This is a genomic window from Azospira restricta, from assembly GCF_016858125.1.
Classification (GTDB): domain Bacteria; phylum Pseudomonadota; class Gammaproteobacteria; order Burkholderiales; family Rhodocyclaceae; genus Proximibacter; species Proximibacter restrictus.
Map to the genome: position 1 here is coordinate 3,384,449 of NZ_CP064781.1, position 12,567 is coordinate 3,397,015.

Sequence of the window (12,567 nt, forward strand, 5' to 3'; positions counted from 1 at the left end):
CCCCGCGGGTCGGCGTCCTCAGGCGCGGCACCGGGCGCAGAACCGGGCCGCAACGACAACGACGGGCATAGGGAGGCCCGCTTCAATGTCCAACTGGAAAATCTGGCTGCGGCTGACCGCAGCGATCTGGCTCGTGCTGGTCGTCGTGTGGACCGGCATGATCGCCTGGGAAAGCGCCGTCAACCGCGAGACCGCCATCCGCCAGGCGCAGGCATTCGCCGGCAGCATCCACGAGATGACGATGGCCGGCCTGACCGGGATGATGATCACCGGCACCGTCGGCCAGCGCGAGGTCTTCCTCGACCAGATCAAGCAGCTGTCGATCATCAAGGACCTGCACGTCGCGCGCTCGGAGGCGGTGGTCAAGCTGTACGGCCCCGACACCAAGTCGAACCGCCAGCTCGACGCCGTCGAGCAGCAGGTGATGGTCTCCGGCCGGCCCTACGTGCAGGCCGACCGCGCCGGCGACAGCTCCTTCCTGCGCGTGGTCACGCCGACCAAGGCGGCGAAGGACTACCTCGGCAAGGACTGTCTGGCGTGCCATCAGGTGCCCGAGGGTACCGTCCTCGGCGTCGTCAGCATGAAGGTCTCGCTGGACGAGGTGGAGGACGAGGTCGCCAGCTTCCGCCTGAAGATCTCGGCCGCCGCCGCCGGCGTCAGCGTGCTGCTGCTGGCGGTGATCTGGCTGCTGACCCGCCATTTCGTCACCGAGCCGCTGCAGCAGCTGACCGACGGGCTGGCCGACATCGCCCGCGGCGAGGGGGACCTCACGCGGCGGCTGCCGGTCAAGGGCCGCGACGAGATCGGCCAGGCCGCGGCGATCTTCAACGAGATGATGGAGAACTTCTGCCGCCTGGTCCGTCAGGTCAGCGATTCGGCGCGCCACGTGTCGGCGCAGGCGCACGAACTGTCGGCCGCGTCGCGCCAGGTCACCGATGCCTCGCACCGGCAGAACGGGCAGGCGGCGCAGGCCGCCGACGCGGTCGAATCGATGCTGCAGAGCATCACCGCGATCGCCGAGAACGCCGACCGCGTCAACCACCAGTCGCAGGAAAGCCTGCGCCGCGCCGGAGAAGGCAGCGCCAGCCTAGCCCGCCTGCTGCGCGAGATGTCCGAGGTCGGGCAGACGGTGCGGCTCACCGCCGACACGGTCGACGAATTCGTGCGCAGCACCGAGGCGATCGGCAAGATGACGCAGGAGGTCAAGGCCATCGCCGAGCAGACCAACCTGCTCGCGCTCAACGCCGCGATCGAGGCGGCGCGAGCCGGCGAGGCCGGCCGCGGCTTCGCCGTCGTCGCCGACGAGGTGCGGAAGCTGGCCGAGAAATCGGCGCTGTCGGCACAGGAGATCGACCGCATCACCGCCACCCTGTCCGGGCAGGCGGCAACCGTGCACCAGGCGATCCACGACGGGCTGCAGCACATCGACGCCAGCCAGGGAACGATCGGCTCGGTCGCCGACATCCTACAGGCGACCAACGGCTCGGTCAGCGCGGTCGGCGACGGGCTGGACGCGATCGCCCGCGCCACCGACGCGCAGCGGCAGACCAGCCGCAGCGTCGCCGACAGCATCGAGGCGATCGCCTCGCGGGCGCAGGAGAACAACCGCGCGGTGGAGCAGACGGCGAGCGCCGCGGCGGCGCTGGAGTCGCTGGCGCAGGGACTGCAGTCGACGGTCGGACGCTTCAAGGTGTGAGCGCCGCCCGGGCCGGCGGCGGCTTCGGCCCCGATCAGGGTAGCAGTTCGAGGTCGAACTTGCCGGCGGCGAACGGCGCCGACGATTCGGCGCTGACCGCACGCTGCCCCTGCTGCGACAGGATGCGGTCGGCCTCGGCGAGGCGGTCGAGGACGCGCTCGATCAGCGCCTTGTGGAAGCGCTCCTGGACCTCCTCCGAGCTCAGCCCGAGCGCCGCCGGATTGACCTCGAGGAACAGCGTCGGCTCCAGCGTCACCACGCTCGCCCGCCGCTTGTGGTTCTTCGGGTGCAGGTAGGCCATCTCGCCGACCACCTCGCCCTCGCCCAGGCGGCAGATCGCCCGCCCGTCCGCCGACACCTCGGCATAGCCCTTGACGATGATGCCGAAATGGCGACTCTCGTCGCCTTCCTGCATCAGCATCACCTTCGCCGCGATCTCGCGCCAGACGCAGATGCGCAGCACCTCCCAGATCTCGATGTCCTCGAAATCGGCGAAGAACGGCAACTCGCGCAGCATCCGGAAATGCTCGGTATCCTCCTGCGTCTCGTGCTCCTCGAGGATCTGGTAGCGCACCGCGGAGAGGTCCTTGGCGAACTCGGCGCCGTTCTTGTAGCGGTTGTAGAGATCCTTCTCGAGCGCCTTCTTCAGGATCGGGTCGAGCCCCGGCGGTAGATTCGGGTTGAGCGCGCAGATCGACGGCGTGTCCTGGTTGATGATGCGGTAGACCAGCGTCGCCGGGTTGTTGGCGCGGAACGGCAGGCGGCCGGTCAAGAGCTGGAAGAGGACGACGCCGAGCGAGTAGAGGTCGGTCTTCTGGTTGAGCGGATAGGCCTTGATCTGCTCCGGCGACATGTAGGCCGGCGAGCCGACGCCCATGATGAAGGTCGAATTGCCCCCCTCCTCCCGCTGCAGGTTGAGCGACAGGCCGAAATCGGTGATCTTCGGCTCGTCGTCGGCAGTGACGAGGATGTTGGCCGGCTTGATGTCGCGGTGGATGACCCCCTGCCGGTAGGCGTAGTCGAGCGCCAGCGCGCACTTGAAGACGATGCCGATGACGCGGTGCAGCGGCAGCAGCTTGCTGATCGAGACGAACTGGTCGAGCGGCGTGCCGTCGACGTACTCCATGACCAGGTAGGCACGCTCGCTCTCGATCATCGCGTCGTAGACGCGGACGATGTTCGGGTGCTCGAGGCGCCGGCCGACGCCGCCCTCGGTGTTGAACAGCTTGAGCAGCCGCCGCGACATCGCGGCGTTGTCGCTGTCCAGCCGGATCACCTTGACCGCCACCTCGCGCCCGGCATCGGGGTCGCGGCACAGATAGACGGTCGCCGTCGCCCCTTTGCCGAGGGTTCGCTGGACCTCGTATTTGCCGATGCGCTCCGTCATGAATTCAATCCTAGCAGGATCGCCGGCAGCGCAAAGCAAAAAAAATTCATCCGCCTCTTGAAAGCCCGCGCACCGCCCCAAGCTATAGGCAACTTTCAACGAAAACCCGATCCCGATAGGCGCCAAATGCAAGAACCGACCACGCCCCAGGACCCCCTGCTGCCGGACGCCGACACCCCGGAAACCGCCCAGGAGGTCGCCCCGGCCGCTGCCGCGGCGGCAGACAGCACCCCCAGCCTGGAAGAGCTGCTGCGCCAGGCCGAACTGCGCGCCGAGGAACACCATGACGCCTGGCTGCGTGCCAAGGCCGAGACCGAAAACACCCGCCGCCGCGCCCAGGAAGACATCGCCAAGGCGCACAAGTTCGCCGTCGAGAAGTTCGCCGGCGACCTGCTGGCGGTCAAGGACACGCTCGAAATGGCGCTCGCCGACCCCAACCCGGACAGCCTGCGCGCCGGCGTCGAGATGACGCTGAAGAACCTCGTCGCCGCCTTCGACAAGGCCGCGATCGTCGAGCTGAACCCGGTCGGCGAGAAGTTCGACCCGCACAAGCACCAGGCAATGGCGATGATCGACGCCGAGCAGCCGGCCAACACCGTCGTCCAGGTCTTCCAGAAGGGCTACCTGATCGCCGAGCGCACGCTGCGGCCGGCGATGGTGGCCGTCGCCAAGGCCAAGGACAGCTGATCCGGCATTGAAATCACTGATGCCACCCCCACTTGGGTGACATCGCAAGACATTCTCTCGAAAGGAAAAAAGCAATGGGCAAGATCATCGGCATCGACCTCGGCACCACCAACTCCTGCGTCGCCATCATGGAAGGCGGCCAGCCGAAGGTCATCGAGAACTCGGAAGGCGCGCGCACGACGCCGTCGATCATCGGCTACTCCGAGGACGGCGAGATCCTGTGCGGCGCGCCGGCCAAGCGCCAGGCGGTCACCAACCCGAAGAACACCCTCTACGCGGTGAAGCGCCTGATCGGCCGCCGCTTCGAGGAAAAGGAAGTGCAGAAGGACATCGCCCTGATGCCCTACAAGATCGTCAAGGCCGACAACGGCGACGCCTGGGTCGAGGTGCGCGACAAGAAGATCGCGCCGCCGCAGGTCTCCGCCGAAGTGCTGCGCAAGATGAAGAAGACCGCCGAGGACTACCTCGGCGAGGAAGTCACCGAAGCGGTGATCACCGTCCCCGCCTACTTCAACGACAGCCAGCGCCAGGCGACCAAGGACGCCGGCCGCATCGCCGGCCTCGAAGTGAAGCGCATCATCAACGAGCCGACCGCGGCGGCACTGGCCTTCGGCATGGACAAGAAGCAGGGCGACAAGAAGATCGCCGTCTATGACCTCGGCGGCGGCACCTTCGACATCTCGATCATCGAGATCGCCGAGATCGACGGCGAGCACCAGTTCGAAGTGCTGGCCACCAACGGCGACACCTTCCTCGGCGGCGAGGACTTCGACCAGCGCCTGATCGACTACATCATCGACGAATTCAAGAAGGAATCCGGCGTCGATCTGAAGAAGGACGTGCTCGCGCTGCAGCGCCTGAAGGAAGCGGCCGAGAAGGCCAAGATCGAGCTCTCGTCGTCGCAGCAGACCGAGATCAACCTGCCCTACATCACCGCCGACGCCTCGGGTCCGAAGCACCTGGCGATGAAGATCACCCGCGCCAAGTTCGAGTCGCTGGTCGACGAGCTGATCGAGCGCACCGTCGCCCCCTGCCTGACCGCGCTGAAGGATGCCGGCTGCAAGGTCGGCGACATCGACGACGTGATCCTGGTCGGCGGCCAGACGCGGATGCCGAAGGTCCAGGACAAGGTCAAGGAAGTCTTCGGCCAGGAGCCGCGCAAGGACGTGAACCCGGACGAGGCGGTCGCCGTCGGCGCCGCGATCCAGGGCGGCGTGCTGCAGGGCGAAGTGAAGGACGTGCTGCTGCTCGACGTCACCCCGCTGTCGCTCGGCATCGAGACGCTGGGCGGCGTCATGACCAAGCTGATCCAGAAGAACACGACGATCCCGACCAAGGCCTCGCAGGTGTTCTCGACCGCCGACGACAACCAGTCGGCGGTGACCATCCACGTGCTTCAGGGCGAGCGCGAGATGTCGGCCGGCAACAAGAGCCTCGGCCAGTTCAACCTCGAAGGCATCCCGCCGGCCCCGCGCGGCATGCCGCAGATCGAGGTCATCTTCGACATCGACGCCAACGGCATCATGCACGTGACGGCCAAGGACAAGGCCACCGGCAAGGAAAACAAGATCACCATCAAGGCCAACTCGGGTCTCTCGGAAGAGGAGATCCAGCGCATGGTCAAGGATGCCGAGCTGCACGCCGAAGAGGACAAGAAGGCGCACGAGCTCGCCGATGCCCGCAACGGCGCCGACGGCATGATCCACATGGTCAAGAAGTCGCTGACCGAATACGGCAAGGAGCTCGCCGACGACGAGAAGGCGAAGATCGAAGCCGCCGTCAAGGAAGCCGAGGACGCCATCCGCGGCAACGACCTCGAGCTCATCAAGGCGAAGAGCGAGGCGCTGTCGCAGGCCGCGCAGAAGCTGGGCGAGAAGATGTACGCGCAGCAGCAGGCGCAGGCCGGCGGCGCCGAAGCCGGCGCCCAGGCGGGCGGCGGCCAGCAGGCGAAGAAGGACGACGGCGACGTCGTCGATGCCGAGTTCACCGAGGTCAAGGACAAGAAGTAAGGAACCAGGGGCCGGCGGCCGGGGGCGAGTAGAATCGCCCCCTGGCCGCCGGCCGCGTCGCATTTTCCAGCCCCTCACCCCGAGTCCCTAGCCCCTGCCCCCATGTCCAAACGCGACTTTTACGAAGTCCTCGGCGTCAACCGCGACGCCGCCGACGACGAGATCAAGAAGGCCTACCGCAAGCTGGCCATGAAGTTCCATCCGGACCGCAATCCGGACAACCCGAAGGCCGAGGAGCAGTTCAAGGAAGCCAAGGAAGCCTACGAAATCCTGTCCGACCCGCAGAAGCGCGCCGCCTACGACCAGTATGGCCACGCCGGCGTCGACCCGCAGGCCGGCATGGGCGGCGGCTTCGGCGGCGCCGGCATGGGCGGCTTCGCCGACGCCTTCGGCGGCATCTTCGACGAGATCTTCGGCGGCCGCGGCGGCGGCGGCCACGGTCGTTCGAACATCTACCGCGGCGCCGACCTGCGCTACAACCTCGAGATCACGCTCGAGCAGGCGGCCTTCGGCACCGAGACCAAGATCCGCATCCCGACGATGGAGGAATGCGAGCGCTGCCACGGCTCGGGCGCCAAGCCCGGCACGCAGCCGAAGACCTGCCCGACCTGCTCCGGCTCCGGCCAGGTGCGGCTGCAGCAGGGTTTCTTCTCGATCCAGCAGACCTGCCCGAAGTGCCACGGCACCGGCCGCATCATCCCCGAGCCGTGCACCGAGTGCCACGGCGCCGGCCGCATCAAGCAGCACAAGACGCTGGCGGTGAAGATCCCGGCCGGGGTCGACGAGGGCGACCGCATCCGCCTCTCCGGCGAGGGCGAGCACGGCGTCAACGGCGGCCCGCCGGGCGACCTCTACGTCCAGATCCACCTCAAGCCGCACCCGGTCTTCCAGCGCGAGCACAACGACCTGCACTGCGAGATGCCGATCAGCTTCACCACCGCGGCGCTCGGCGGCGAGATCGAGATCACCACGCTCGACGGCGTGGCGAAGATCAAGATTCCGCCGGAAACGCAGAGCGGCAAGGTCTTCCGTCTGCGCGGCAAGGGCATCAAGGGCGTGCGCAGCAGCACGCACGGCGACCTGATGTGCCACGTCGCGGTGGAGACGCCGATCAACCTCACCGAGCGCCAGCGCGAGCTCCTGCGCGAGCTCGAGGAGATCAGCAACCGCGACGGCGGCGGCAGGCACAACCCGCGCGCCAAGTCGTGGATGGACCGCGTCCGCGACTTCTTCAGCGCCGCCTGAGCGAAGGGCGCGAGCCCTCGCCAAGAAGTACTCCCGGGGTGCGCCTGAGCGAAGGGCACCAGCCCTTCGCGAAGAAGTACTCCCGGGGTGCACCTGAGCGGAGGGCGCCAGCCCTTCGCGAAGAAGCCCCTCCTGGAGGGCGCCTGAGCCCGCGCGGCGCCCGGGGCAGCCCGGCCGCCGCCCCCCTGTAAGACCCGTGTCAGCTTGCCGGGTCATCCTCTATTGCTGACAGAACTGTAGCGCTCGTCTACAGACTAGGGAGAGGAGATACCACGATGAGCTTGTTGCGCAAGGCGGCACGGTTCGCGCTGGCGGGCTGGCTGTGCGCCACCGCCGCTGTCGCCGCGGAAGTCGGCGTCACCGACAGCACGGTCACGATCGGCATGTCGTCGCCGTTCAGCGGCCCGAACGGCGCCTACGGCCTGGAAATGAAGGAAGCCATCGGCGCCTACTTCGAGCACCTCAACAGGACCGGCGGCGTCAACGGCCGCAAGCTCGAACTGATCGCCCTCGACGACGGCTACGAAACCGAGCGTACGGTCGCCAACACCCGCAAGCTGATCAACGAGCACGGCGTCTTCGCGCTGCTGCAGTACTACGGCTCGAGCCCGACGACGCAGGCGATGAACGACGTCTTCGGCCCGGCCCGCGTGCCACTGGTCGGCACCATCTCCGGCGCCGGCACGATCCGCGTTTCGCCGCGCGAGAACGCGAACAACCGCTACATGTTCAACATCCGCGCCAGCTACGCCGACGAGACCGACGCCATCGTCAGCCAGCTGGTCTCGCTCGGGCTGAAGAACATCGCCGTCTTCTACCAGAACGACGGCTTCGGCCTGTCCGGCCTGGAGGGCGTCACCGCCGCGCTGAAAAAGCACAACGTCACGCCGTCCGCGGTCGGCACCGTCGAGCGCAACTCGCTCGACGTCGACGCGGCGGTGAAGGCGATCGCCAAGGCGGCGCCGCAGGCGGTGGTGATGGTCACGCTGTTCAAGCCGACCGCCGCCTTCGTCAAGGCCATGCGCAAGGCCGGCCAGAACCCGCAGTTCATGACGCTGTCGCCGGTCGGCGCCGACCTGCTGGCCAAGGAACTCGGCAACGACGCGCGCGGCATCGGCATCTCGCAGGTGATGCCCTATCCGTTCAACGACACGACGCCGGTGGTGCGCGAATACCAGCGCCTGCTGCAGGCGAAGAAGAACACCAACTATTCGTACTACGGCATCGAGGGCTACATCACCGCGAAGGTGCTGGTCGAGGCGATCCGCAAGACCGGCAAGGACCTCACGCGCGAAAAACTGGTGCAGACGCTGGAAGGCATGTCCAACCTCGACGTCGGCGGCTATCGCGTCAATTTCTCGCCGAGCGAGCGCAGCGGCTCCAAGTATGTCGACCTGACAGTGATCGGCAGCGGCGGCCGCGTACTGCGCTGAACCGCCGACGCCCCCCGAAGAATCCCGCGGCAGCGGGATTTTTCTTGCCGGCCGGCGTTGCCCGCGCCCCGGCCTGATGGCAAGATCGGCAACGCCGTCCAACCACACCGCCAACGCCATGCGCCTCCTGCAGCTCGAACTCGACGCTCCCACCGACGACACCCTGGACCGGGCGGCGCGCACCATCACCAGCGACGGCAAGGCGACGCGCTGTCGGACGGTGACGACCGCGCTGCGCCACCTGAACGCCGCCGGCGCCGCCTTCGACCTGGCACTGATCTGCGGCGACGACGCGCAGGCGCTGCTCGGCGCCTATAGCGCACTGGCCGCCTCCGGCCGCCTGCCGCCGACGCTGGTGCTGAGCGCGACGGCGTCGGTCGACACCGCGGTCAGCCTGCTCAAGGCCGGCGCCGACGACTTCATCGTCCGCGACGCAGCCGGCCACTGGGCCGAGCGCCTGACGGACGAGGCGGCGGCGCTGCAGACGCGGCGGCGCGCGCTGAGCGAACGCGCGCAGCTGGACGCCGAGTTGCGCGAAAGCGAACGCCGGCTGGCGCAGATCGTCGATGGCTCGTCGGTCGCCATGTTCGTGATCGACCAGCAGCACCGCGTCACTCACTGGAACCGCGCCTGCGAGGCGATGACCGGCATCGCCGCCGAGGACGTGATCGGCACCAGCGAGCAGTGGCGCGCGTTCTACGCGAAGAAGCGGCCGTGCATGGCCGACCTCGTCCTCGACGGCGCGATCGAGTCGCGCTTCAACCGCTACTACGGCGACAAGGACTACCGGCGCTCGACGCTGATCCCCGGCTCCTACGAGGCCGAGGACTTCTTCCCCAATTTCGGCGACTGCGGCCGCTGGCTGTTCTTCACCGCGGCGCCGCTCCACGACAGCCACGGCAACGTCGTCGGCGCAATCGAGACGCTGCAGGACGTCACCGCGCAGAAACGGGCGGAGGTCGCGCTCGGCGAACGCGAGACGCTGCTGCGTCAGATCATCCAGTGCAGCTCGGTGGCAACCTTCGTGATCGACCGCGAGCACCGCATCACGCACTGGAACCGTGCCGCCGAAATCCTCCTCGGCCGCAGCGCGGACAGCGCGATCGGCGCCCGCGACCTCGCGCACGAGGTGTACCGCCGGGACCGCCCGGTGCTCGCCGACCTCGTCCTCGACGGCGCCGGCGACGAAGAGATCGCCCGCTATTACGACGGCCGCTACCGCCGATCGGCGACCATCGACGGCGCCTTCGAGGTCGAGGACTTCTTCCCCGACCTCGACGGCGGGCCGCGCTGGCTGCATTTCGCCGCGGCGCTGCTGCACGACGAGCAAGGACGGACGATCGGCGCGATCGAGACGCTGCTCGACATCAGCGAGCGCAAGCGGGCCGAGGAGCGCATCCAGGAAAGCGAGCGGCGGCTGGCGCAGATCATCGACGGCTCGGCGGTCGCCGCCTTCGTCGTCGACCAGACGCACCGCGTCACCCACTGGAACCGCGCCTGCGCGGCGCTGACCGGCGTGCCGGCGAGCGAGGTGATCGGCACCCGCCAGCAGTGGCGCGCCTTCTACCCCGCCGAGCGTCCCTGCCTCGCCGACCTGGTCGTCGACGGCGCGGTCGAGGAGAAGCTGTCGCGCTACTACCTGAACAAGCAGTTCCACCGCTCGCAGATCGTCGAGGGCGGCTACGAGGCGCAGGACTTCTTCGCCAACTTCGGCAACAGCGGCCGCTGGCTGTACTTCACCGCGGCGCCGCTGCGCAACGCGCAGGGCGAGATCGTCGGCGCCATCGAGACGCTGCAGGACATCACCGAGCAGAAACGCGCCGAGGAGAACCTGCGCCAGAGCGAGGAGCGCTACCGCGTGCTGTCGATCACCGACGGCATGACCGGCCTCTACAACGCCCGCCATTTCGCGCAGCGCCTGCGCGAGGAGATGGACCGCTGCCAGCGCTACCAGCACCCGCTGGCGCTGATGCTGATGGACATCGACAACTTCAAGCAGTTCAACGACCGCTACGGCCACGTCGAGGGCGACCAGGTGCTGATCCGCCTCGCCGAGTGCATCACCGCCTGCCTGCGCCGCACCGACCAAGCCTTCCGCTACGGCGGCGAGGAGTTCGTCGTACTGTTGCCGGAGACCGAGATGGGCGAAGCGATCGCCGCCGCCGAGCGGGTGCGCGCGATGTTCGCCGGCAGCGAGATCCGGCCCGGCGACGGCAGCACCGTGTGCTGCACGGCGAGCATCGGCGTCACCACCTTCGTTGCCGGCGAGACGCCGCGCGACTTCGTCGCCCGCGCCGACAGCGGCACCTACGAGGCCAAGCGCCGCGGCAAGAACCGGGTGATCCGGATCGTGCCGGGGATGGGCAACATCGTCGACTGAGGGAAAGGAAGCGGCGGGCGGCGGACGCCGCCTGCCGTCGATGAGGCGCGCTCAGGCGCCCCCCCACGAGTACTTCTTCGTAATGCGCTAAGCGCATTACTCAGGCGCACCCCGAGAGTACTTCTTCGCAAGCGCTTTCGCGCTTGCTCAGGCGCACCCCGGGAGTACTTCTTCGCAAGCGCTTTCGCGCTTGCTCAGGCGCGCCGCCAGGTGGTGCCTTGCGCCGAGTCCTCGAGCACGACGCCGGCGGCGGTGAGTTCCTTGCGGATGCGGTCGGCGGTGGCGAAGTCCTTCGCCTTCTTCGCCGCCGCGCGCTCCGCGATCAGCGCCTCGATGCGCTCCGGCGTCAGGTCGCCGGCGGCGACCGGGGCCGCCTGCAGGAAGGACTGCGGGTCGCGGCCGAGCAGGCCGAGCACGCCGCCGAGCGCCTTCAGCTGCGCGGCAAGCGCCGCCGACTGGCTGCGGTTCACCTCGCTCGCCAGGTCGAAGAGCACGGCGATCGCCTCCGGCGTGTTGAAGTCGTCGTCGAGCGCGGCACGGAAGCGCTGCGCGTGCGCCTCGTTCCAGTCGACCGCGGCGGCGGCCGCCGCATCGCCCTTGAGCGCCGTGTACAGCCGGGTCAGTGCGTGCCGCGCATCGTCGAGGTGCGCATCCGAATAGTTCAGCGGGCTGCGGTAGTGCGCGCGCAGGATGAAGAAGCGCACCACCTCGGCGTCGTACTTCTTCAGCACCTCGCGGATAGTGAAGAAGTTGCCGAGCGACTTCGACATCTTCTCGTCGTCGACGCGGACGAAGCCGTTGTGCATCCAGTAGTTCACGAAGGTGCAGGCGTGCGCCCCCTCGGACTGCGCGATCTCGTTCTCGTGGTGCGGGAACTGCAGGTCCTGGCCGCCGCCGTGGATGTCGAAATGCCGGCCGAGCAGCTGCGAGCTCATCGCCGAGCACTCGATGTGCCAGCCCGGGCGGCCGTTGCCCCAGGGCGAGGTCCAGAACGGCTCGCCCTCCTTGGCGTGCTTCCACAGCACGAAGTCGAGCGGATCCTGCTTGGCCGAGTCGACCTCGACGCGCTCGCCGGCACGCAGGTCGTCGAGCGACTTGCCGGAAAGCTTGCCGTAGCCGGGGAACTTGCGCACCGAATAGTTCACGTCGCCGTCGGCCGCCTGGTAGGCCAGCCCGTTCCGCTCCAGCTGGCCGATCATCTCCAGCATCTGCGGCACGTACTCGGTCGCCTTCGGCTCGTGGTCCGGCTTCTGCACGCCGAGCGCGGCGGCGTCCTCGTTCATGAAGGCGATGAAGCGTTCGGTCAGCTGGCCGATCGTCTCGCCGTTGTCGACCGCGCGCCTGATGATTTTGTCATCAATGTCGGTGATATTGCGGACGTAGGTGACGTCGAAGCCGGAGGCCTTCAACCAGCGCTGCACCATGTCGAAGACCACCAGCACGCGCGCATGGCCGAGGTGGCAATAGTCATAAACCGTCATGCCGCAGACGTACATGCGCACGCGGCCGGGCTCGATGGGGACGAAATCCTGCTTTTCCCGGGTCAGGGTGTTGTAGATTTTCAGCATCTGGCGCGCTCGCTCGGGCGCTCCGCGACGAGAAGCCGCGGGCCGTGGAAATATCCGGAAAGATGGGGCGGGGAAGACGGTTCCGGCGTTTGGGTTTCGCGACGCTTCTTGTTAGAATTCGCCGGTTAAAGCCAGACCGCACAACCCAACCCGGCGAAGTAT

At 67.7% G+C, this 12,567-nt stretch carries 8 protein-coding genes; 6 read left to right on the forward strand and 2 right to left on the reverse strand.

Annotated features, from left to right (window positions below):
• The first annotated feature begins 85 nt into the window (after positions 1-85).
• A complete protein-coding gene (locus tag IWH25_RS16135; RefSeq protein WP_203386784.1) occupies positions 86-1,696 on the forward strand; it encodes a methyl-accepting chemotaxis protein in 1,611 nt (536 codons plus the stop codon).
• 34 nt (positions 1,697-1,730) lie between these two features.
• Here the strand turns inward: IWH25_RS16135 and IWH25_RS16140 are convergent, their stop codons facing one another.
• Positions 1,731-3,092, reverse strand: a complete 1,362-nt coding sequence (locus IWH25_RS16140; protein ID WP_376990410.1) for a protein kinase domain-containing protein — start codon at positions 3,090-3,092, stop codon at positions 1,731-1,733.
• 117 nt (positions 3,093-3,209) lie between these two features.
• Here IWH25_RS16140 and grpE point away from each other — a divergent pair, with 117 nt between their 5' ends.
• The 5 genes from grpE to IWH25_RS16165 all read left to right on the forward strand — a co-directional run bounded on the left by grpE (position 3,210) and on the right by IWH25_RS16165 (position 10,837).
• Positions 3,210-3,770, forward strand: coding sequence for a nucleotide exchange factor GrpE (gene grpE, locus IWH25_RS16145; RefSeq protein WP_203386786.1), 561 nt, complete (start codon positions 3,210-3,212; stop codon positions 3,768-3,770).
• 74 nt (positions 3,771-3,844) lie between these two features.
• Positions 3,845-5,779 carry a molecular chaperone DnaK gene (gene dnaK / locus IWH25_RS16150; protein WP_203386787.1) on the forward strand — a complete coding sequence of 645 codons (1,935 nt, stop codon included), beginning with the start codon at positions 3,845-3,847 and terminating at the stop codon, positions 5,777-5,779.
• Between the two features lie 102 nt (positions 5,780-5,881).
• Positions 5,882-7,024: a molecular chaperone DnaJ gene (gene dnaJ, locus IWH25_RS16155; protein WP_203386788.1), complete on the forward strand. Its 1,143-nt coding sequence runs from the start codon at positions 5,882-5,884 to the stop codon at positions 7,022-7,024.
• A 275-nt stretch (positions 7,025-7,299) separates the two neighbouring features.
• Positions 7,300-8,457: an ABC transporter substrate-binding protein gene (locus tag IWH25_RS16160; RefSeq protein ID WP_203386789.1), complete on the forward strand. Its 1,158-nt coding sequence runs from the start codon at positions 7,300-7,302 to the stop codon at positions 8,455-8,457.
• 76 nt (positions 8,458-8,533) lie between these two features.
• The gene (locus IWH25_RS16165; protein WP_203386790.1) at positions 8,534-10,837 is read left to right on the forward strand and encodes a diguanylate cyclase; all 2,304 of its coding nucleotides are present in this window, start codon (positions 8,534-8,536) and stop codon (positions 10,835-10,837) included.
• A gap of 194 nt (positions 10,838-11,031) precedes the next feature.
• Here the strand turns inward: IWH25_RS16165 and cysS are convergent, their stop codons facing one another.
• Positions 11,032-12,405: a cysteine--tRNA ligase gene (gene cysS, locus IWH25_RS16170; RefSeq protein WP_203386791.1), complete on the reverse strand. Its 1,374-nt coding sequence runs from the start codon at positions 12,403-12,405 to the stop codon at positions 11,032-11,034.
• Positions 12,406-12,567 lie beyond the last annotated feature (162 nt).